Raw genomic sequence first — 20,403 nt, 5'->3', positions numbered from 1 at the left:
CCATGGATCCCAAACTGCTGGAACTGCTGGTCTGCCCCGTGACCAAAGGCCCCCTCACCTACCGCGCCGAGAGTCAGGAACTGGTTTCGCTGAGCGCGCGCCTGGCCTACCCCATCCGTGATGGCATTCCGGTGCTGCTGGAGAACGAGGCCCGCACCCTGAGCGATGACGAGGTGGAAGCTGGTCGCCAGCCCAGCGCCGCTGCCCCCAGCGCATGAGCGCCAGCTACACCATCCTGATTCCGGCCCGGCTGGCCAGCACGCGCCTGCCGGAAAAGCCGCTGGCCGATATCGGCGGCGCGCCCATGATCGTGCGCGTGGCCCAGCGCGTACAGCAAGGCCGAGGCCGCGTGGTGGTGGCTGCCGATCATCCCCGCATCGTCGAGGCCTGCGAAGCGCACGGCATTGCCGCGGTGCTCACCGATGAGAACCATGCCTCCGGCAGCGACCGTCTGGCCCAGGCCTGCCATCTGCTCGACCTGACGGATGAAGCCATCGTGGTGAACGTGCAGGGCGACGAGCCGCTGATGGATCCGGCATTGCCGGCGGCCGTAGCCGACCTGCTGGCACGCAGCCCCGAAGCGAGCATGTCCACCGCAGCGCATCCGCTGCACGATGTGGCCGACCTGCGCAACCCGAACGTGGTGAAGGTGGTGTGCGATGCGCGCCAGTTGGCACTGTATTTCAGCCGCGCGCCGATTCCGTGGTGGCGGGACGGCTATGGCAGCTCCGCCGCAGAGGCCACTGCCCTGCCGGCCGAGCCAGCCCCCTTGCGCCACATTGGCATCTACGCCTACCGCGTGGCCTTTCTCAAGCAGTTCCCGCAGCTGCCGCAGGCGCCGATCGAGACCTGCGAATCGCTGGAACAGCTGCGCGCACTCTGGCACGGTCACCGCATTGCCGTGCACGTGACGCCGGATGCGCCCGGCCCGGGCGTGGATACGCCGGCGGATCTGGAGCGCGTGCGGATGCTGTTTGCCACCGCAAGCTAGCAGGACGGAAACGAAAGACGCAATAGTAGGCGTCGGCACGATCAGGAACTCCGTCGCGCTGAACGGCAAGCCGCGTCGGGCGATTGGGGCCTCGCGTCCGCAGCCCTCCTTCCTGCTCAGCCCTCGGTTTCGCGCAGGCGGCGACGCAGCACCTTGCCCACGTTGGTCTTGGGCAGTTCGTCGCGGAACTCGATGTGGCGCGGGCGCTTGTAGCCGGTCAGTCGCTCCTTGCAGCAACGCATCACGTCGGCTTCGGTCAGGTTCGGATCGCTGCGCACCACATAGAGCTTGACGGCTTCGCCCTGCTCCTCGTCCGGCACGCCGATGGCCGCACATTCCACCACGCCGGGGCAGGTGGAGACCACGTTCTCGATCTCGTTCGGGAACACGTTGAAGCCATTCACGTTGATCATGTCCTTCTTGCGGTCCACGATGCGGATATGGCCGTTGGGTTCCATGCGTGCGATGTCGCCGGTGCGCAGGAAACCGTCTTCGGTGGTAGAGCGGCGTGTTTCCTCGGGCTGGTTGTAATAGCCCACCATCACGTTGGGACCGCGGATGCACAGCTCACCCGCCTCGCCCAGCGGCAGTTCGCGTCCATCATCGTCCATGATGGCTACGTCGATGCCCGGCAGCGGCATGCCGATGGTGCCTGTGAATTCGGTGTTGGTGACCGGATTGTTGGTACCGATGGCGCAGGTCTCGCTCATGCCCCAGCCCTCGATCATCGGGCAGCCGGTCGCCTCCTTCCAGCGCTTGGCCGTGCCCTCCGAAGCGGCCATGCCCCCCGCCTGCGAAATGCGCAGCGCTGAAAAATCCACCGTCTTGAAGTCCGGCTGCACCAGCAGCGCGTTGAACAGCGTGTTCACGGCCGGCAGCACATGGAACGGCGCCTTCTTGAGCGTTGCAATAAAGGTCGGGAAGTCGCGCGGGTTGGGAATCAGCGTCATGTGCCAGCCCTGGCGGATGCCGAGTAGGCAGACCGTGAGCGCGAAGATGTGATACAGGGGTAGCGCGGCAATGGCGTGGATGCGCGTGGTATCGCTGCCCATGTCGGTCAGCGCCGGTCTGAACCAGGCATCGGCCTGCAGCATGGCGGCCACGATGTTGCGGTGCGACAGGATGGCGCCCTTGGCCAGACCGGTGGTACCGCCGGTGTATTGCAGGAAGGCGATGGAATCCAGCGTTTGCGGCACGCGCTTGAGCTGCATGCCGGAGCCCTGGCGCAGCGCCTGGCTGAACGGCGTGACCGTCAGCCCGGCCGTGGAGCTGATGTTGAAGGCCGGCACCATCTTCTTGATATGGCGCACGGCAAAGGTGACCAGCTTGCCCTTGAGCCCGCCCAGCAGGTCACCCATGGCCGTCATCACCACGTGCTTGAGGCCGGTGCGGTCGATCACCTGCTCCAGCGTGTGGGCGAAGTTCTCCAGGATGATGATGACGTTGGCACCCGAGTCGCGCAACTGGTGCTCCAGTTCGCGCGGGGTGTAGAGCGGGTTGACGTTGACGCAGGTGTAGCCGGCACGCAGCACCGCCGCCATGGCCACGCCGAACTGCGGAATGTTGGGCAGCATGATGGCCACGCGCGCCCCCGGCTCCAGCCCCTGCGCCTGCAGCCAGGCACCCAGTGCGGCCGAATGCTGGTCCAGCTCGCCATAGCTCATCGCCACGTCCATGCAGATGGAAAACTGCTTGTCCTTGTATTTCTGCAGGGACTCTTCCAGCATGTCGGTGAGCGAGCCGTATTGCTCGGGGTTCACGTCATGCGGGACGCCTTCGGGGTAATGCTGCAGCCAGATCCTGTCCACCATGCCTGTGTCTCCTGATATTGTTTTGGACGATTTGTCGTCTTGAATAGCACGATCGTTCGATGTAGCATCCTATCTCACAGTGTCGGCGTTCTCCAAGGGTTTGAAGGCAGGGCTTACCCCTAAATGCATGCCCATGAAAATCAGGGTCGGGGCCGCTATGCTTGAGGCAAGCTGACGCGTACGTCAACGACTCCGGGCGCCGATATTGCGCGCGACCTTCCGTTGTCGCTGCTGTGGCCGCCAGCTTCCACGCACACCGCTCCTCTTGCCCTCCAGCCTCCCTGCCCGCCCATGCCTGCCTCCCTGCTTCCTGCCGATCTGCAACTGTTCCAGCGCGGCTGGCTCTCGTCCAACAACCTGCTGTGCCTGGGCGAACGGCCGGCGCTGGTCGACACCGGCCACGACAAGCATGCCGAGCTGACGCTGCATCTGGTGCAGACTGCCCTGTTGGGACAACCACCGCTACACACGATTGCGCACACGCATCTGCATGGCGACCACTGCGGCGGCACGGCGGAGCTGCAGGCGGCGTATCCGGAGGCGCGCACACTCGTCGCGGCCTCGTCCTGGGACACCGTGCAGCAATGGGACGAGCAGCGCCTCACCTACGAATTGACTGGCCAGCACTGCCGGCGCTTTGCCGCGAATGGCGTGCTGCAGCCGGGCAGCACGGTACAGCTCGGCAACCACGTCTGGGAGATCCACGCCACCGCCGGACACGACAGCGATGCCGTGATGCTGTTCGAGCCGAAACAGCGCCTGCTGCTGGCAGGAGATGCGCTGTGGCAGAACCAGGTCAGCATCGTGTTCGATACGCTGCCGCGCTTCCAGCGCGATGGTTTTGCCGGCTTCGAGGCTACGCTGGACCGGATCGAGCGCCTGAAGCCGCAGGTGGTGGTGCCGGGACACGGTGCGGTATTTGGCGAGGTGGATGGGAGCGTCACGGCAGCCCTTGCCAGCGCGCGCAAGCGGCTCGCCCTGTTCCGCGAGCAGCCGGACCAGCACGCACGCTATGCTGCCAAGGCGCTGATCAAGTACCAGTTGCTGGATGTGGAGCACATGACGCACGAAGGCTTCCGCCAGTGGCTGGCAGGGGCGCCGGTATTTGCCGAGCTGCACAACTGGGTCGCAGGCAGCATCAGCCGGGAAGCCTGGCTGGCAGACATCCTGGACGAGCTGGAACGCAAGGATGCCCTCTGGCGCAGCGAGACCGAGATCGGAGACAGTCCGACGGTGTCGCGGCAGCGGCTGTAATCTGCGGCCTTGCCCGCACGACACTTCGACATTCCGGCCAGCAATCGCCCTACTGATTGTCGGGGACCACGGACGGAAAAAGCGTCAACGGCCAGAGGCCAGAGGCCACAGTCACAAGATGGCGTACCGCATCTGATCTTTTCAAGTCACCCCGCCCATCCCCATGGCTGGCCGTGGCTACGCATGATCGAACCGCTCCGGCTTCGAGCGCTCCAAAAGCAGACATGAAAAAAGGTGTACCCCTTGCGGAAGTACACCTCTTCATTCAGCGTGAAGCCAGTCAGGCGCGCTCGGCCACCCAGCCCTGCACACCCGCCAGCGCGGCTTCCAGCCCGGCCGGGTTGGTGCCACCGGCCATGGCCATGTCCGGCTTGCCGCCGCCCTTGCCGCCAACTTGCTGCGCCACGAAGTTCACCAGCTCGCCCGCCTTGATCTTGCCGATGCTGTCCTTGGTGACGCCGGCGGCCAGCTGCACCTTCTCACCGTCGACAGCAGCCAGCACGATGGCGGCGGTCTTGAGCTTGTCCTTGAGCTTGTCCATGGTTTCACGCAGCGTCTTGGCGTCGGCGCCTTCCAGACGCGCCGCCAGCACCTTGATGCCGTTCACGTCGACCGCCTGACCGACCAGTTCATCCCCCTGGCTGGAAGCCAGCTTGCCCTTGAGCGCGGCGATTTCCTTTTCCAGCGCCTTGACCTGGTCCTGCATCTGGCCGATGCGCTCCAGCACCTCGCCCGGGGCGGAACGCAGCGCGCCGGCCACTTGGTCGACGGTGTTTTCCAGGCCCTGCAGATAGCTCAGTGCGTTGGCACCGGTGACAGCCTCGACACGACGCACGCCCGAGGCGACGCCGCCTTCGGCCACGATCTTGAACAGGCCGATGTCGCCGGTGCGACCCACGTGGGTGCCGCCGCACAGTTCGGTGGAGGAGCCGATGTTGAGCACGCGCACCACGTCGCCGTATTTCTCGCCGAACAACATCATGGCGCCGGTCTGCTTGGCTTCTTCCATGCCCATCAGGCGGGCCTGTGTGTCGCTGTTGGAAAGGATCTCGGCGTTGACCTTGGCCTCGACCGCAGCAATCTGCTCGGCCGTCAGCGGCGCGGTGTGCGCAAAGTCGAAACGGGTGCGCTCGGCGTTGACCAGCGAGCCCTTCTGCTGCACATGCTCGCCCAGCACTTCGCGCAGCGCCTTGTGCATCAGGTGCGTGGCGCTGTGGTTGCGCACGGTGGCAGCGCGCAGTTCGCAGTCGACTTCGGCAGTGACGGCGTCACCCACCTTGAGCGTGCCGCGCGACAGCGTGCCGTGGTGGCCGTACACGTCGGCCTTGATCTTGAGCGTGTCGGCCACGTCGAACTGCACGCCATTGGCCACCAGCACGCCCTGGTCGCCGACCTGGCCGCCGCTTTCGGCGTAGAACGGGGTGCTGTCCAGCACCACCACGCCCTGCTGGCCGGCATCGAGCTGCTGCACGGTTTCGCCATTGGCATAGAGCGCGACCACCCTGGCCTCGCCGCCCAGCTGCTCGTAGCCGGTGAAGGCATTGCCTTCGCCGCTGTAATCGAGCAGCTTGTCCATCTTGAACTTGCCGGCGGCGCGCGCCGTGGCCTTCTGCTCCTGCATGGCTTCCTCGAAGCCCGCCTCGTCCACTGTCACACCGCGCTCGCGGCAGACGTCCTGCGTCAGATCGAGCGGGAAGCCATAGGTGTCGTGCAGCTTGAAGGCGACGTGACCGGGCAGTTCGCGACGGCCGGCGATCAGCGCATCGTCCAGGATTTCCATGCCCTTGGCCAGGGTCTCGAAGAAGCGTTCTTCCTCTCCCTTGAGCGCGGCCATCACCTGCGCTGCCTGCGCCTTCAGGCGCGGGTAGGCATCGCCCATCAGCGCGACCAGATCGGGCACCAGCTTGTGGAAGAAGGGCTTCTGCTGGCCCAGCTTGTAGCCATGGCGTATGGCGCGGCGGATGATGCGGCGCTGCACGTAGCTGCGGCCTTCGCTGCCCGGCAGCACGCCATCGCTCACCAGGAAGGCGGTGGCGCGGATGTGGTCGGCAATCACCTTGAGCGAGGGGTTGTCCAGATCGGTGCAGCCGGTTTCGCGCGCGGCGGCCTTGATCAGGGTGTCGAACAGGTCGATCTCGTAGTTGCTGTGCACGTGCTGCAGCACGGCGGCCAGGCGCTCCAGGCCCATGCCGGTATCCACGCAGGGCGCAGGCAGGCGCGTGACGCTGCCGTCCTCATGCATCTCGAATTGCATGAACACGTGGTTCCAGATCTCGATGAAGCGGTCGCCGTCCTCTTCCGGGCTGCCGGGAGGGCCGCCGGGGATTTCGGGGCCGTGATCGTAGAAGATCTCGGAGCACGGGCCACAGGGGCCGGTGTCGGCCATCATCCAGAAGTTGTCGCTCTTGTAGCGCGCGCCCTTGTTGTCGCCGATGCGGATGATGCGCTCGGGCGGCAGGCCGATCACGTCCTTCCAGATGTCGTAGGCTTCGTCATCCTCGGCATAGACGGTGGCGGTGAGGCGCTCGGGCGGCAGGCCGTAGATTTTGGTGAGCAGTTCCCAGCCCCACTCGATGCTTTCGCGCTTGAAGTAGTCGCCGAAGGACCAGTTGCCCAGCATCTCGAAGAAGGTGTGGTGGCGCGCGGTGTAGCCGACGTTTTCCAGATCGTTGTGCTTGCCGCCGGCACGCAGGCAGGCCTGCACGCTGGTGGCGCGGGTGTAGGGGCGCTTGTCGGTGCCCAGGAACACATCCTTGAACTGCACCATGCCCGAGTTGGTGAACATCAGCGTCGGGTCGTTGCCCGGCACCAGCGGGCTGGATTCGACGATGGTGTGGCCCTTGCTGGCGTAGAAGTCGAGAAAGGTCTTGCGGATGTCCGCAACGGTCATGGGAGAAGGGGTGCTCATGCTGGGGACGGTCGGGCGACCGCGAATGCTGGATTAGGGACGAAATGTGCTGCCCAAGATTATAGGTGCGCCGCCATTTTGGCCACAGTGCGGCCTATAATACGGCCCACATGCAGGTGTCCGGACGGTGTCATGCCCGTCCGGATGAAACGGGAAGCTGGTACGGCCTTGCCAAATCCAGCGCTGCCCCCGCAACGGTATGTCAGTCAAGCTTGCAGCTCGATGCCACTGGTCGCTTCCGGCCGGGAAGGCGCTGCAAGCCCCCTGTTCTGCAGGACTGGCGAGCCCGGAGACCGGCCTGCTGTGACACGTTTGTCAGCGTTGCGGTGGGCGATGCGGGCAGTGCACGTCCGGGTCTCCGTTTTCTTCGTTCCGGCATCGCGCTTCCTTCAACACCTGTTGCCAACGTGGCAATCCTTCGCCAGCCAGGCTGGTTCTCAGGTGTTACACACAAGGAAGCCCATCATGCATATCGAACCCGGCATTCTCTCCTCCGCCAAGATCGCCTTCGCCAACGTTGCCGCCATTGGCATGCTGGCCGCCTACGCGCCCGGCCTGGTCAAGCGCCCCACCCTGCTGCTGCGCACGGCCCTGGCGGCGGTGTTCTTCTCCGTCTTCATGCAGGTGTTCCACATGCCGGTCGGCGCGTCGGAACTGCACTTCGTCGGCGCCATGCCGATCTACCTGCTGCTGGGCTTTGTGCCGACGCTGTTCGGCTTTGCCCTTGGCCTGCTGCTGCAGGGCCTGCTGTTCGATCCGCAGGATCTGGCGCATCTGGCGGTGAACAGCCTGTCGCTGATGGTGCCGCTGGCTGCCGTGCATTACGGCCTGGGCAAGCGCATCGCTGGTCAGTTCACGGTGGCCAACATCGTCAAGCTGGACTTTGCCTTCTATGCTGGCGTGACACTGATGGTGGGCTTCTGGCTGTCCATGGGGACCGAACCCACGCCGCTGGCCAACTGGGCGGCCTTTGCGGCCAGCTATCTGGCACTGGTGCTGGTGGAGCCGCTGGTGACGCTGGCCATCGTCCGCGCTGCGCGTGGCTTCAAGGACGCCTCCTGGGCACAGCTGTGCCTGGATGAGCGCGTGACGGCGGCCGCCTGATCTCCCGACCTGCGTGGCCCGGTCTGTCGCTGGCAGACCGGGCTGTTGGCGTTTCTCTTTCTGGTTTTTTCCCATGCAATCCCCCTCCCTGCCAGGCAAGGTCTGGTTTGTTGGCGCCGGCCCCGGCGATCCGGAACTACTGACCGTCAAGGGCCGTGACCTGATCGCGCAGGCCGGTGCCATCCTGTTTGCCGGCTCGCTGGTGAGCGAAGCCGCCACGCGCTGGGCGCCTGCCGGCTGCGTGATCGCCGACAGCAAGGACATGACGCTGGAGCAGATCTGTGCCTGGCTGATCGAACAGGCGCAGCAGCATGCCGTGGTGGTGCGCCTGCAGACGGGCGACCCCTCACTCTACGGCACGCTGATCGAGATGGCGCAGCCACTGGATGCGGCCGGCATTCCGATCGCGGTGGTGCCGGGCGTGACCTCGGCCATGGCATCTGCCGCGGCGGCGGTGGAGAGCCTGACGCTGCCTGAAGTGACGCAGACCGTGATCCTGACGCGCGTGGAGGGCCGCACCCCCATGCCCGAGGGCGAAAGCCTGCGCGAACTGGCGCAGCACCGCTGCACGCTGTGCATCTACCTGTCCATCACGCTGCTGCACAAGGTGGAGAGCGAGCTGCGCGCCGCCGGCTGGCCGGAGGACGCGCCCATGCTGGTAGTGCACAAGGCCAGTTGGCCGGGCGAAGAACGCATCCTGCGCGGCACGCTGTCCACCATCAAGGCGATCTGCCGCGAAGCGGGCGTGGTGAGCCAGAGCATGATCATCGCCAGCCCCACGCTGGGCGCCCGCCAGTGGCCCGAACTGACCAAGTCGCGCCTGTATGACGCCGGCTTTACCCACCGCTTCCGCCGCGCCAGTGCGCCGGCGGACCTTGCCTCCTCTTCCTCCGGAACCCCGACATGACGACACCCACCCTGCTGCTGGTTGGCCACGGCTCGCGCGAGCCCGGTGGCAATGCAGAAATCGAACAATTCGCGCGCCGCTGGCGCCAGGACCGGCCCGAGTGGCACATCGAGGTCTGCTTCATCGAGTTTGCCGATGTGCTGCTGGATGAAGGCATGGACCGCGCTGCCGCCCATGCGCAGCAGCATGCCGGCAAGGTGCTGGTGCTGCCGCTGATCCTGAATGCCGCCGGTCATGTGAAGGGCGACATTCCCTACGCGCTGGAACAGGCGCGCGCGCGCCATCCGCAGGTGCAGTTCGACTATGCGCCGCATCTGGGCGCGTGCGAGCCGGTGCTGACCGTGCTGCGCCGCAAGCTGCGCCACGCCATGCACCGGCTGGACATGCCCGATCCGCATGGCACCGGCGTGATCCTGCTCGGGCGCGGTTCGAGCGACCGCAAGGCCAACGGCGAAGTCTCCAAGATGGCGCGCTGGCTGTGGGAAGAGACCGATCACGAACTGGTGGATGTGGCGTTTACCGGCATCACCTACCCGCGCCTGGAACGCGTGGTGCAGCGCCACATGCTGCTTGGCATGACGCAGATCGTGATCCTGCCCTACTACCTGTTCACCGGCACGCTGATGCACCGCATCGACCGTCAGGTGGAGCATCTGCGCAAGCAGTATCCGCAGCTGCGCTTTGCGCACAGCCAGTATTTCGGCTTCGAGCCGGAGGTGTTTGCGCTGCTGGACGAGCGCGTGGGCAAGTGGCTGCGCGGCGCGCCGCATGCGACGGTGCGCTATGACGTGACGGGGCATGTGCCGCATAGCCATGACGACCATGACCATGCGCATGGGGATCATGAGCATGGGCATGAGCATGGGCATGGGCACTCGCACGGCGACGCGCACGACCACGACCACGACCACGACCACGACCACGACCACGGGAAGCATACGCATGCCCATGAAGGCGGACATGCACACGACGCGTACCCGCAACACGCGCACAGCCATGCCACCAGCGCTGTCGGCCAGCGCGACAGTGACGACGACGGCAACGACGCCATCCGCCACTGCACCCACGTTTCCACCTTCTGATTTCGGGATCTGCCATGAGCACCATCAACACAGTCACCGAACAGCTGACGCGCGCGGGCCAGGTCATCGAACACGACAGCTTCTCCATCATCGACCAGGAAACCGGTCCGCATGCCTATACCGAGGCGCAATGGCCCATTGTGCGCCGCATGATCCACGCCAACGCCGACTTCGAATTCAACGGGCTGACGGACTTTCATCCCGATGCCGTGGAGGCGGGCCTGAACGCCCTGCTGCACGCCAAGGAACGCGGCGGCATCGCCATGATGGCGGATGTGGAGATGATCTGCGTTGGCCTGTCCAGGCCGCGCCTGGCGCACTTTGGCGTGAGCACACACCAGTTCATCAGCGATGAGGACGTGATCGAGCAAGCCAAGGCCGAAGACACGACCCGTGCCGTGCAGGCCATGCGCAAGGCACATCGTCTGGCGCTGCTGGATGGCGCGATTGTCGGGATCGGGAATGCGCCGACCGCGCTGATCGAACTGGTACGCCTGATCCGCGAGGAAGGCGTGCGGCCGGCGCTGGTGGTCGGCATGCCGGTGGGCTTTGTCTCGGCCGCCGAAAGCAAGGACCTGATGGCCACGGTGCCGGAAGTGCCATGGATCGTGATCCGTGGCCGCAAGGGCGGCTCGACGCTGGTGGTGGCTGCCCTGCATGCGCTGCTGGCGTTGGCCGAGGCGCGCCAGAAGCAGGCGGTCGCAGCCTGACAACCCGAACACGGAGCATTCAGGCATGGAAGGCAAACCCCAGAAAGGCACCCGCACCGGCTTCACCACCGGCGCCTGTTCCGCCGCGGCAGCACGCGCCTGCGCGGTGGGACTGGTGCACGGGCTGATTCCGCCGCACATCACCAGCCTGTTGCCCAATGGCGATCGCGTGAGCTTTGCCGTGGGCGATGGCGTGGTCGAGGGCGAGGGCGCGCAGCGGCGTGCGCATGCCTGGGTCGAGAAGTTCGCTGGCGACGATCCGGACTGCACCGACAAGGCGCATCTGACCGTCGATTTGCGCGTGCTGCCCGGGCAGGTGGGCAAGATCGTCTATCGCAGCGGCGAAGGCGTGGGCACGGTAACCATGCCGGGCCTGGGACTGGAAGTGGGCGGGCCGGCCATCAATCCGGTGCCGCGCCAGAACATTGCCGACAACCTGCGCGAAGCGCTGGACGAGCACGGCAGCGACCTGCTGAATCACCACGGGCTGGAAGTGACCATCAGCGTGCCCGGCGGGCAGGACATGGCGAAGAAGACCACCAATGCGCGCCTCGGCATTCTGGGCGGCATCAGCATTCTGGGCACCACCGGCATCGTCAAGCCGTATTCCACCAGCGCCTGGCGCGCCAGCGTGGTGCAGGCCATCCAGGTGGTCTCCACGCTGGGGCATGAGGTGGTGGCTCTGACCACCGGCGGGCGCACCGAGAGTTTTGCCATTGCCGAACTGCGCAAGGACCACCCCGAGTTGCCGTCGGCCTGCTTCATCCAGATGGGCGACTTTCTGCGCTACGCGCTGGACGAGGTGGTGGCGCAGGGCATCCGGCTGGTGGTGCTGGGCGTGATGGTGGGCAAGCTGACCAAGATCGCCCAGGGCGAGACCATCACGCACGCCAACCGTAACGTGGTGGACACCGATCTGGTGGCGCGCATTGCCCGGCAGATCGGCGCCAGCGAGGAGGATTGCGCTGCCATTGCCAACGCAGAAACGGCGCGCTTCGGCGCCGAACTGATGGTGGAACGTGGCCTGGGCGATGCCTTCCACCACGCGCTGGCGCAGGCCGCCATCGACACGCTGACCGCGCCCGACCGCTACGGCGACGCCTTCCAGCTCCGCGTGCTGGTGTGCGACTTTGCCGGCAACAAGGTGGCCGATGTGCTGTCGCCGCCGGTGCCCGAGCGCCCCAGGCCGAGCAGTGCCGGACGCACCGGCATCGGCCACACCCATTCTTCTGACTTTGATACGGAATAAGCCCGGCATGCAGACCCTTGCCAAGGACCCCAACCCCTGCCGCGTGATCGGCGTGCTCGACGATGGCGCCGAAAGCCTGACGCCGACCGCGCTGGCGCACATCCGCAATGCGGACGTGATCATCAGCTGGGCCGACAGCCTCGCGCTGTTCGCGCCCCTTTTCAAGCCCGATGCTCAGGTGCATGACGCCACCGGCAAGCTGTCCGAAGTACCCGAATGGGTGCGTTCGGCGCGCGCATTGGATCTGCGCTGCGTGGTGCTCGCCACCGGCGATCCGCTCTGTTTCGGCGTGGGCAGCTATCTGGCGTCACGCCTGTGCGTGAACGCGGTGGATGTGATGCCGAATGTCTCGACCATCCAGCTGGCGTGTGCGCGGCTGGGGCTGTCGTGGGCGGACATGAAGCTGGCGTCCATCCATACGCGCGATACCGGCGAGTGGGAACGCGGCGCCCCGCCCTCCCACGGCATGTATGCGTTGGCGCAGCAGCTGCGACGCCATATGCATCTGGCGGTGCTGACCAGCCCCGAAAACACGCCCGGCCGCATTGCGCGCCTGCTGCAGATCGAGGGGTTGGCCGGCGATTTCCGCATGGCGGTGGCCGAATGCCTGGCCAGCCCGCAGGAACGCGTGCTGGGCGACCTGAGTGTGGATGAGGTGGCCAGCGGCGAGTTCGCCCATCCCAATGTGGTGCTGCTGTGGCGCCAGACACCCCTGCCCGACCCGGTACTGACTAGCCAGGCCGACAGCGCGTTTGCGCAGCGCCAGCCCGACAAGGGGCTGATCACCAAGCAGGAAGTGCGTGCCGTTTCGCTGGCGCGGCTGCAATTGCGCGCCTCGAGTGTGGTGTGGGACATTGGCGCCGGCAGCGGCTCGGTGGGACTGGAAGCGGCGCGCCTGTGCCAGCAGGGCCATGTGTTTGCCATCGAGAAGAACGCGGGCGACTTTGCCATCGCGCAGTCCAACCATGCGGCGTTTGGCCTGAGCAACTACAGCCTGTTCAACGCCAAGGCGCCCGAACTGCTGGACGGTTGGCCTGATCCGGACGCGGTGTTCGTCGGCGGCTCCGGAGGCGAACTGGCGGAGCTGATCCGCCTGATCACGCAGCGGCTGAAGCCGGGTGGCCATCTGGTGATGAACTTCGTGACGCTGGAAAACCTGGCCACGGCCACGGCGACGCTACAGGCACTGGAAGACAGCGGCATCGCGTGGGATGTGCTGCAACTGCAGGCCGCCCGCAGCAAACCCATTCTGCACATGCACCGCATGGCTGCGGAAAACCCGGTCTGGATCGTGACCGCGAAGAAAGAGAAATGATGCATCGTGAATCTTTGTTGAACGCCATAGCCGCGGGCGTGGATGCTGCCAGCGCGCAGTTGAAGCCCGGCAATGGCAGCCATGATGTAGCGGACTGCGTTCCGCATGGCGCAACACGGCGCACTGGCAAAACGACGATCGGTACCCTGATCGGCGTATCCCTCGGCCCCGGCGCACCGGGCCTGATCACGCGCGATGCGTGGGCGCAGTTGCAACGCCGCGATGCGGCCTGGGTCTATCCCGCGCGCAGCGGCAAGACGCCCAGCTACGCCTTCGACATCGTCTCGCGCGCCCGCCTGCAGCCGCCTGAAGAGCACGCCCAACTGCTGTTCCCGATGACGCACAATGGTGAAAAGCTGGCCGCTGCCTGGCTCAAGGCTGCGCATGCGATCCTGCCTTGGCTGGAAGCGGGCAAGGACGTGCTGTTTCTGGTGGAGGGCGACGCCAGCACCTATGCCACGTTCGGCCATCTGGCGCGCACGGTGCAGCAGCTGGATGCAGACATTCCGGTGCGCACGATTGCAGGGGTCAACTCCTTCACCTCGGCCTGTGCCGATGCCGGCATCGCACTGGCCGAACAGGATGACACCATCGCCATCATCCCGGCGGCCTACGGCGTGAGCGCCATCGACCGGCACCTGAAGGACTTCGACACCCTGGTGCTGATGAAGATCAAACCGCTGCTGAACGAGTTGCTGGACTGGCTGGAACAACGCGACCTGCTGGAAGAAGCCTGGTTCATCGAACGCTCCGGCGCCGAGGACGAACGTCATCTGAGCGGGCGCGAGCTGCTGACGCTGCGTGATACGAAGATCAGCTATCTCTCGCTGATGATCATCAAGCATCCGCACCGGGTGCGGGGGGAACGCATCAAGGGCTGCCTGAAGAAGGATCGTGCTGTGCCGGCTGACACAGCGGCGGCAGCCGGCACGGACGTGGACGCCAACGCCAACGCCAACGCCAACGCCAACGCCAGCAACAGCAACAGCAACAGCAACAGCAACAGCAACAGCAACAGCGAGGCTACCGCATGAGCAGTGACCAGAAAGTCGTGACATCCGCCCCTGCAGTACCCGAAGATCAGGTACGCGTGGCGCTGATCGCCATTACGAAACACGGTGCTGCCCAGGCGCTGGAACTGGCTAGCCGCTGGCCCGAACATCTGCCGGCTCCGCATATCTGCACCTCGGCCAAGTTCGGCGAAGTCTTTGCCGGCCTGTCCAGCCCGCTGCATGTCTACACCGGCGCCCTGAAGGACGAGATCCCCCGCCTGTTCACCGAGCATGACCAGCTGGTGTTCTTCGTGTCGCTGGGCGCCGTGGTGCGCCTGATCGCACCGCATCTCAGGAGCAAGGACGAGGACCCCGGCGTGATCGTGGTGGATGATGCGGGCGACTATGTAATCCCGGTGCTGTCAGGCCACGTGGGCGGCGCCAACGCCTGGAGCGAGCGCGTGGGCGCACTGCTGGGCGCCACGCCCGTGCTGACCACGGCTTCGGACGTGGGCAAGACGATTCCGGTGGACATCCTGGGCCGCCACCTCGGCTGGCGCGTGGAGGCGCCCAAGATCAACATCACGCGTGTGTCGGCCGATGTGGTCAATGGCGAACCGATCGCCTTTGTGCAGGAAGCCGGCAGCAGCCACTGGTGGACGCGTCCCACACCCCTGCCCGCCAATGTGGAACTGCTCCAGAGCTTCAACCAGGTCGATCCGGCGCGACATCGCTCGGTGCTGTGGGTGACCCGTGCCGAACTGGACGCGCCGTTCTGGCAGCAGTGGCATGAACGGCTGGTGGTCTATCGGCCGCCAGAGGGGCAAGGGGAAGAGGACCGTGGCTGAGATCTTGCGCCCTTCCGCCGACGATGCCACGCCATGCTTGGAAGCCGGCACGGCGACCGCCAGCAGCTTGCACAAGCAAGCCCCCACGCAAACACCCGGCTATGTAGCTGGAAGCTGTCCTGAAACAAAGGATGCAGAACCAGGCCCCCCGGAAACGAGACTGTGCGCCTTGGGCCTCGGCTGCGACCGCGGCACCCCCACCGCCACCCTGCACCAGGCCATCGCGCAGGCGCTCGACAAGGCCGGTCTGCACTGGCAGCAGGTGGCCGTCGTCGCCAGCATCGACCTGAAGGCCGACGAAGTCTGCATGCAGGAGATCGCCCGCCAGCAGCACTGGCACATCCGCTTCTTCCCCGCGCCGCAGCTGGCCAGTGTCGACGTACCCAACCCCAGCGAAACCGTGCGCAAGTACACCGGCACGCCGTCCGTAAGCGAAGCCGCCGCGCTGCTCGCTGGCGGCCTGCTCGCCGGCGGCCTGCATCTGGGCCAGAGCCAGAGCCAGAGCCATGCCCAGGCCCTACCCGCCACCCACCTGCTGGTGGAAAAACACAAGCTGCGCGGCCCCGATGGCCGCAATGCCACGGTATCGATTGCCGTCCTGCCGGCGGCAGTCCCCGCCACCCCCTGATTCCGCAACCGCATTTCCTACGGAACCCCATGACTGCAACCACCACTCCCACCCCCTCCCGCAACGGCAAGATCATGCTGGTCGGCATCGGACCCGGCGACGCCGGCACCATGACGGCACGCGCACGCGAAGCGATCCAGGAAGCCGACACCATCATCGGCTACGTCACCTACATCAAGCTGGTCGCCGACCTGATCGGCGGCAAGGAGGTCATCCGCAAGAGCATGACCGAGGAACTGGACCGCGCCATCGAGGCACTGGAGCGTGCACGCGAGGGCAAGAAGGTGGCGCTGGTGTCGTCCGGCGATGCGGGCGTGTACGGCATGGCCGGCCCGACGTTCGAGGTGCTGTTCCAGGCCGGCTGGACGCCGCCCGAAGTGACCGAGGAAGAAGCGGAAGATGGCAGCATCCGCCGCATAGTGGCGGATGGCATCGAAGTCGAGATCATCCCAGGTGCCTCCGCCATCAACGCCTGCGCGGCGCTGGTCGGTGCGCCCCTGACGCATGACTTCTGCGCCATCTCGCTGTCCGACCTGCTGACGCCCTGGCCCACCATCGCGCGCCGTCTGGATGCTGCTGCCGCCGCGGACTTTGTGGTCGCACTGTACAACCCCAAGAGCGGCCGCCGCACCCAGCAGATCGTGCAGGCGCAGCGCCTGTTCCTGCGCCATCGTGATCCGGCCACGCCGGTGGCCATCGTCAAGTCCGGTTACCGCCGCCGCCAGGACATCGTGCACACCACGCTGGCCGACATGACCGATTGCGACATCGGCATGCTCAGCACCGTGTTGATCGGCAACAGCAACACCTTTGTGCGTCACGGTCTGATGGTGACGCCGCGCGGCTATGCCAACAAGTACGAAGTGGAAGGCAGCAAGAACACGCGTGAAGGCGAAAAAGCCGGCCGCTCGCTCAGCACCGGACTGAACGGCTGGCAGGAAACCGTGCGTGCAGCGCATGCAGCAGGCAGTACCATCGAGGCGCTCGCGGCAGAATACCGTCTGCCGGCGGACTACATCCGCATGACCATCGACGAGCCGGTGCTCGACACCACCATCAATGCCGAAGAAGGAGTGGAAGCATGAATGAAGCCCAGGTTGCCGCGTTGCGCGAAGAATGCCTGACCTGCGAACGCGGATGTGATGCCGCAGTGGAGATGGCCTTGCAGAGCAGGAACGCTGCGATCCAGGTAAAGCTTGCCACTGAAGGAGCGAAACCGGCAGACTGCACATGCGATGACTCCGCCGCGTCCGCGTCCGCGACCGCAGACGCACCCGCAGTCATCAAACCCAAGATCAGCCACTACCGCCGCCACCTGCTGCTGTGCGTGGGTCCGCGCTGCACACAAGACGGCCAGTCGCAGGAGCTGTATGACAGCCTGGGCGCGCGCTTCAAGGCGGCAGGACTGCAGGAAGGCGATCTGCGCGTCAAGCGCAGCCGCGTGAGCTGCTTTGCCGCCTGCAAGGGCGGGCCCATCGTCTGCGTGCAGCCGGATGGCGTCTGGTACTACAACGTCACCTCGGCCAATATGGACCGCATCATCGACGAGCATTTGGTGCATGGCCGCGTGGTGCAGGAACTGGTGTTCCACCAGGGGCCGGACGGCATCTGCGACGACGACGCGCCATGACATCCTGCGTCGCCCTGCTGATCGCCGCGCCCGCCTCGCGCCAGGGCAAGACCACGCTCACCGCCGGGCTGGCGCGCCTGCATGCGCGCGCCGGACGCCGTGTGCAGGTGTTCAAGTGCGGGCCGGATTTTCTGGATCCGTACTGGCACGAGCTGGCCAGCGGGCGGCCTGTGTACCAGCTCGATTTGTGGATCAACGGGGAGCAGGATATCCGCGAACGCCTGCATCGCGCTGCGCAGGAGTCGGACCTGATCCTGATCGAAGGCGTGATGGGGTTGCATGATGGCAAGCCCAGTGCGGCTGATATTGCGCGGCTGCTGGGCATTCCGGTGCTGTGCATCCTGAGCGCAGCGGCGATGGCGGATACGTTCGGGGCTGTGGCCTACGGCCTGCGCCATTACCCCCACCCCTCCGGCCAACCGCTGCCCTGGGCCGGCGTGCTGGCCAACCATGTGGGCAGCGAACGCCACGCCGGCATGCTGAGCGAGAGCGTGGTGGAGGACCACTTCTGGGGCCATCTGCCGCGCGATGCCGGTTTCAGCCTGCCGGAGCGGCATCTGGGGCTGGTGGTGGCGCAGGAGGTGGAAGATGCCACTGCGCGGCTGGATGCGGTGGCGGATGCGCTGGCGAAGACGGCATTGGGTGCTCTACCGTGGGAGCCGGGATGCGGTGCCAGTGCCAGTGCCAGTGCCGCGGCAGCAGAAACCGGAAACGAGCGACAAGCCTCATCCTGGCAAGACTGGCGCATCGCGTTTCCTGCTCCACCAAAGCAGGCGCTGCCCCAGCTGCTGCGAGACAGGACCATCGCAGTCGCCCGCGATGCCGCCCTGTGCTTCATCTACGCAGCCAATCTGGAAGCCTTGCATGGCATGGGCGCAGAGGTCGTGTTTTTCTCGCCGCTGGCCAATGAGGCCCTGCCCCCCTGCGATGCTGTGTGGCTTCCCGGTGGCTACCCCGAGCTGCACGCTGAAGCGCTGGGCCGCGCCACCACCAGCCGGGACAGTATGGCGGCTCACGTCGCTGCCGGTAAGCCGGTGTGGGCCGAGTGCGGCGGCATGATGCTGCTGTTCGAGAGACTCACGCAGAAGGATGGCAGCACGCAGGCGCTATGGGGCTTGCTGCCTGGCGAAGTCACCATGCAGCCGCGCCTCGCCGCCCTGGGCAGCCAGCAGCTGGACTGGGGCATCGGCACCCTGCGCGGCCACACCTTCCACCACTCGCGCTGCACAACGCCGCTGGAGCCCATCGCCCATACGCAACGCCCGTCCACCGGCGAAAACGTCGATGCGCTCTACCGCCATGGCTGCATCATGGCGAGCTACTTCCACGCGTGGTTTGCATCCAATCCTGCAGTAACAGCATCGCTGTTCGGCGCATCCAGAGCGCCCTAAGCCGCACCACCCTGTTCCTGCACCCGTGCAATCTCCTGCCTCAGGAAATCAAACACCGCCTCATCCTCGCAGAACGCCACATTGAAGCGCAGCCACGGGCTGGGCTCCAGCCCCGGCGAGAACAGGTGGCCGGGGCCGAGCAGGATGTCGTGCTCGGTCGCACGCAGCGCCAGCACGTTGGCGTCGGCAATAAGCGGATGACGCACCCAGAGAAACATGCCTGCCTTGGGCTCGGTGAACAGCTCGAAGCCCAGCTCCAGAAAACGCGCGGCCACCTTCTCATGCGCAGCCGTCAGCCGGTCGCGCAGCGTCTTGGCATGCTTGCGCCAGCGCCCGTCGATCAACGCGCCATAGACGATGCGTTCCGACAGCTCGGCTGAAGTCAGCCCCGAAATCATCTTCAGCTGCGCCAGATCCTCGATCAGTTCCGGATTACCCGCCATATAGCCCACGCGCAGGTTGGGCGAGATGGTCTTGGAAAAGCTGCTGATGTAGACCACGCGATTGAGCTGGTCCAGACTGGCAAAGGAGGGATGCGGGCGCGGATCCAGATCGCTGTAGATATCGTTCTCCACCAGCGTCACATCGTATTTTTCCGCCAGTTGCAGCACGCGGTACATATGCGCCAGCGTGGCCGATGCGCCCGTCGGGCAATGCAGCCGCGGCTGCGTGAAGAACACCTTGGGCCGGCGCTCTTCCAGCAGGCGCTCCAGCAAGGCCAGGTCGTAGCCTTCCTCCGTGCGCGTCACGCCCAGCAATTCGCCGCCCAGCAGCCGCAGGCCAAAGCACAGGTTGGCATAGCTCGGGTCGTCGATCAGCACCGGATCGCCCGCATGCACCAGCCGTCGGGCAATCAGGTCCAGCGCATGGCTGGAGCCCTGCGTCAGCAGGATCTGCTCGGTAGTCAGCGCCACCTCGTGCTCCACCAGCAGATCGCGCACCAGCTGCCGCAGCGGCGCAAAGCCCTTGGGCTCGCCATAGCCGCTGATACTGATCTCGCCGGAGGCCAGCGTGCGCAGCGCACGGCGCACGCCGTCGCCAAACAGCCAGTCTTCCGGCAGCCAGCCGCAACCCGGTTTGCGGCTCAGCCCGCGGTGCTCGAAGATGCGCCTCATGTAATACATCGAGTCGAAATCGTAGCTGCCGCCGGCCGCAGGCACCTGCCCATCGTCCTGCCGGCGCCGACGCACGAAAAAGCCCAGGTGCGGGCGCGAGACGAAATAGCCCTGCGCCACCAGTCGGTCGTAAGCATCAACCACCGTGTACACGCTCACCCCGTGCGCATGGGCAAACTGCCGGATCGACGGCAGCTTGGAACCCGGACGCAGCGCACCCTCTTCGACCAGGCGACTGAAACCGTCCACGATCTGCTGGACCAGGGACACGGAAGAGGAGGAATCGAGCACGAACATGGCAGAAGGCAGTCCCGGCGGACCGCTGAGCACCTCAAAGATAGGGGTTAGTACTGATCGGGTTTATTTGTACAGCGCAAACGACCTGCACAGTACCAGTCAGCACGGGCACAAGCTGTATATGTTAGCCCTTCGGACCGGTCTATAGAGTGGCATCCCATTGTTCGCCAA

At 65.5% G+C, this 20,403-nt stretch carries 18 protein-coding genes and 1 riboswitch; of the genes, 15 read left to right on the top strand and 3 right to left on the bottom strand.

Features of this window, described 5'->3' with window-relative positions:
• Nucleotides 1–2: 2 nt before the first annotated feature.
• Complete coding sequence (locus tag BMW28_RS02510; protein ID WP_091813424.1) at nt 3–218, top strand: Trm112 family protein; 216 nt, start codon at nt 3–5, stop codon at nt 216–218.
• Nucleotides 215–991: a 3-deoxy-manno-octulosonate cytidylyltransferase gene (gene kdsB / locus BMW28_RS02505; protein ID WP_091813421.1), complete on the top strand. Its 777-nt coding sequence runs from the start codon at nt 215–217 to the stop codon at nt 989–991. The genes BMW28_RS02510 and kdsB overlap by 4 nt, the downstream gene beginning before the upstream one ends.
• A 116-nt stretch (nt 992–1,107) precedes the next feature.
• Here kdsB and BMW28_RS02500 read toward each other — a convergent pair whose 3' ends face one another.
• A complete protein-coding gene (locus BMW28_RS02500) occupies nt 1,108–2,802 on the bottom strand; it encodes an AMP-binding protein (RefSeq protein WP_091813419.1) in 1,695 nt (564 codons plus the stop codon).
• A 291-nt stretch (nt 2,803–3,093) separates the two neighbouring features.
• Here BMW28_RS02500 and BMW28_RS02495 point away from each other — a divergent pair, with 291 nt between their 5' ends.
• Nucleotides 3,094–4,056: an MBL fold metallo-hydrolase gene (locus BMW28_RS02495; protein ID WP_091813416.1), complete on the top strand. Its 963-nt coding sequence runs from the start codon at nt 3,094–3,096 to the stop codon at nt 4,054–4,056.
• Between the two features lie 280 nt (nt 4,057–4,336).
• Here BMW28_RS02495 and alaS read toward each other — a convergent pair whose 3' ends face one another.
• The gene (gene alaS / locus BMW28_RS02490; protein ID WP_091813414.1) at nt 4,337–6,964 is read right to left on the bottom strand and encodes an alanine--tRNA ligase; all 2,628 of its coding nucleotides are present in this window, start codon (nt 6,962–6,964) and stop codon (nt 4,337–4,339) included.
• A 97-nt stretch (nt 6,965–7,061) separates the two neighbouring features.
• Nucleotides 7,062–7,280, top strand: a riboswitch (cobalamin riboswitch).
• A 149-nt stretch (nt 7,281–7,429) separates the two neighbouring features.
• Here alaS and BMW28_RS02485 point away from each other — a divergent pair.
• The 12 genes from BMW28_RS02485 to BMW28_RS02430 all read left to right on the top strand — a co-directional run bounded on the left by BMW28_RS02485 (nt 7,430) and on the right by BMW28_RS02430 (nt 18,820).
• Nucleotides 7,430–8,068 (top strand): energy-coupling factor ABC transporter permease, encoded by a 639-nt coding sequence (locus BMW28_RS02485; RefSeq protein WP_091813411.1) that lies wholly within the window; start codon nt 7,430–7,432, stop codon nt 8,066–8,068.
• Nucleotides 8,069–8,141: 73 nt separating this feature from the next.
• Entirely contained in the window at nt 8,142–8,975 is an 834-nt protein-coding gene (gene cobM, locus BMW28_RS02480; protein WP_091813408.1) for a precorrin-4 C(11)-methyltransferase, read from the top strand.
• On the top strand, nt 8,972–10,057 hold the full coding sequence (locus BMW28_RS02475; protein ID WP_091813405.1) for a sirohydrochlorin chelatase: 1,086 nt from the start codon (nt 8,972–8,974) through the stop codon (nt 10,055–10,057). The genes cobM and BMW28_RS02475 overlap by 4 nt, the downstream gene beginning before the upstream one ends.
• A 14-nt stretch (nt 10,058–10,071) precedes the next feature.
• Nucleotides 10,072–10,767, top strand: coding sequence for a precorrin-8X methylmutase (locus BMW28_RS02470; RefSeq protein ID WP_091813403.1), 696 nt, complete (start codon nt 10,072–10,074; stop codon nt 10,765–10,767).
• 25 nt (nt 10,768–10,792) lie between these two features.
• Nucleotides 10,793–12,016: a cobalt-precorrin-5B (C(1))-methyltransferase gene (locus BMW28_RS02465; protein ID WP_091813400.1), complete on the top strand. Its 1,224-nt coding sequence runs from the start codon at nt 10,793–10,795 to the stop codon at nt 12,014–12,016.
• A gap of 7 nt (nt 12,017–12,023) precedes the next feature.
• On the top strand, nt 12,024–13,331 hold the full coding sequence (gene cbiE / locus BMW28_RS02460; protein ID WP_091813397.1) for a precorrin-6y C5,15-methyltransferase (decarboxylating) subunit CbiE: 1,308 nt from the start codon (nt 12,024–12,026) through the stop codon (nt 13,329–13,331).
• Between the two features lie 137 nt (nt 13,332–13,468).
• On the top strand, nt 13,469–14,365 hold the full coding sequence (cobI, locus tag BMW28_RS02455) for a precorrin-2 C(20)-methyltransferase (RefSeq protein ID WP_234970029.1): 897 nt from the start codon (nt 13,469–13,471) through the stop codon (nt 14,363–14,365).
• Nucleotides 14,362–15,171 (top strand): cobalamin biosynthesis central domain-containing protein, encoded by an 810-nt coding sequence (locus BMW28_RS02450; protein WP_091813394.1) that lies wholly within the window; start codon nt 14,362–14,364, stop codon nt 15,169–15,171. Before cobI ends, BMW28_RS02450 begins: the two co-directional genes overlap by 4 nt.
• 169 nt (nt 15,172–15,340) lie before the next feature.
• A complete protein-coding gene (locus tag BMW28_RS02445) occupies nt 15,341–15,799 on the top strand; it encodes a cobalamin biosynthesis protein (protein ID WP_327020808.1) in 459 nt (152 codons plus the stop codon).
• 29 nt (nt 15,800–15,828) lie between these two features.
• Complete coding sequence (gene cobJ, locus BMW28_RS02440) at nt 15,829–16,884, top strand: precorrin-3B C(17)-methyltransferase (RefSeq protein WP_091813390.1); 1,056 nt, start codon at nt 15,829–15,831, stop codon at nt 16,882–16,884.
• Between the two features lie 197 nt (nt 16,885–17,081).
• A complete protein-coding gene (locus BMW28_RS02435) occupies nt 17,082–17,429 on the top strand; it encodes a (2Fe-2S) ferredoxin domain-containing protein (protein WP_091815385.1) in 348 nt (115 codons plus the stop codon).
• Entirely contained in the window at nt 17,426–18,820 is a 1,395-nt protein-coding gene (locus BMW28_RS02430) for a cobyrinate a,c-diamide synthase (protein WP_091813388.1), read from the top strand. The genes BMW28_RS02435 and BMW28_RS02430 overlap by 4 nt, the downstream gene beginning before the upstream one ends.
• Here the strand turns inward: BMW28_RS02430 and BMW28_RS02425 are convergent.
• A complete protein-coding gene (locus BMW28_RS02425) occupies nt 18,817–20,232 on the bottom strand; it encodes an aminotransferase-like domain-containing protein (protein WP_091813386.1) in 1,416 nt (471 codons plus the stop codon). The two genes, BMW28_RS02430 and BMW28_RS02425, sit on opposite strands and share 4 nt — an antisense overlap.
• Nucleotides 20,233–20,403 lie beyond the last annotated feature (171 nt).

Source organism: Allobrachymonas denitrificans DSM 15123, from assembly GCF_900110225.1.
Lineage (GTDB): Bacteria > Pseudomonadota > Gammaproteobacteria > Burkholderiales > Burkholderiaceae_C > Brachymonas > Brachymonas denitrificans.
This window is presented reverse-complemented; position numbering and strand designations above follow the sequence as displayed.

What these genes read in the sequence shown, in the direction of transcription:
- cobM (WP_091813408.1), top strand. Translation starts at nt 8,142, where the DNA reads ATGCAATCCCCCTCCCTGCCAGGCAAGGTCTGGTTTGTTGGCGCCGGC.
- BMW28_RS02470 (WP_091813403.1), top strand. Translation starts at nt 10,072, where the DNA reads ATGAGCACCATCAACACAGTCACCGAACAGCTGACGCGCGCGGGCCAG.
- BMW28_RS02500 (WP_091813419.1), bottom strand. Translation starts at nt 2,802, where the DNA reads ATGGTGGACAGGATCTGGCTGCAGCATTACCCCGAAGGCGTCCCGCAT.
- BMW28_RS02450 (WP_091813394.1), top strand. Translation starts at nt 14,362, where the DNA reads ATGAGCAGTGACCAGAAAGTCGTGACATCCGCCCCTGCAGTACCCGAA.
- kdsB (WP_091813421.1), top strand. Translation starts at nt 215, where the DNA reads ATGAGCGCCAGCTACACCATCCTGATTCCGGCCCGGCTGGCCAGCACG.
- BMW28_RS02425 (WP_091813386.1), bottom strand. Translation starts at nt 20,232, where the DNA reads ATGTTCGTGCTCGATTCCTCCTCTTCCGTGTCCCTGGTCCAGCAGATC.
- BMW28_RS02485 (WP_091813411.1), top strand. Translation starts at nt 7,430, where the DNA reads ATGCATATCGAACCCGGCATTCTCTCCTCCGCCAAGATCGCCTTCGCC.
- BMW28_RS02510 (WP_091813424.1), top strand. Translation starts at nt 3, where the DNA reads ATGGATCCCAAACTGCTGGAACTGCTGGTCTGCCCCGTGACCAAAGGC.
- BMW28_RS02475 (WP_091813405.1), top strand. Translation starts at nt 8,972, where the DNA reads ATGACGACACCCACCCTGCTGCTGGTTGGCCACGGCTCGCGCGAGCCC.
- cbiE (WP_091813397.1), top strand. Translation starts at nt 12,024, where the DNA reads ATGCAGACCCTTGCCAAGGACCCCAACCCCTGCCGCGTGATCGGCGTG.
- alaS (WP_091813414.1), bottom strand. Translation starts at nt 6,964, where the DNA reads ATGAGCACCCCTTCTCCCATGACCGTTGCGGACATCCGCAAGACCTTT.
- BMW28_RS02430 (WP_091813388.1), top strand. Translation starts at nt 17,426, where the DNA reads ATGACATCCTGCGTCGCCCTGCTGATCGCCGCGCCCGCCTCGCGCCAG.
- BMW28_RS02495 (WP_091813416.1), top strand. Translation starts at nt 3,094, where the DNA reads ATGCCTGCCTCCCTGCTTCCTGCCGATCTGCAACTGTTCCAGCGCGGC.
- BMW28_RS02465 (WP_091813400.1), top strand. Translation starts at nt 10,793, where the DNA reads ATGGAAGGCAAACCCCAGAAAGGCACCCGCACCGGCTTCACCACCGGC.
- cobJ (WP_091813390.1), top strand. Translation starts at nt 15,829, where the DNA reads ATGACTGCAACCACCACTCCCACCCCCTCCCGCAACGGCAAGATCATG.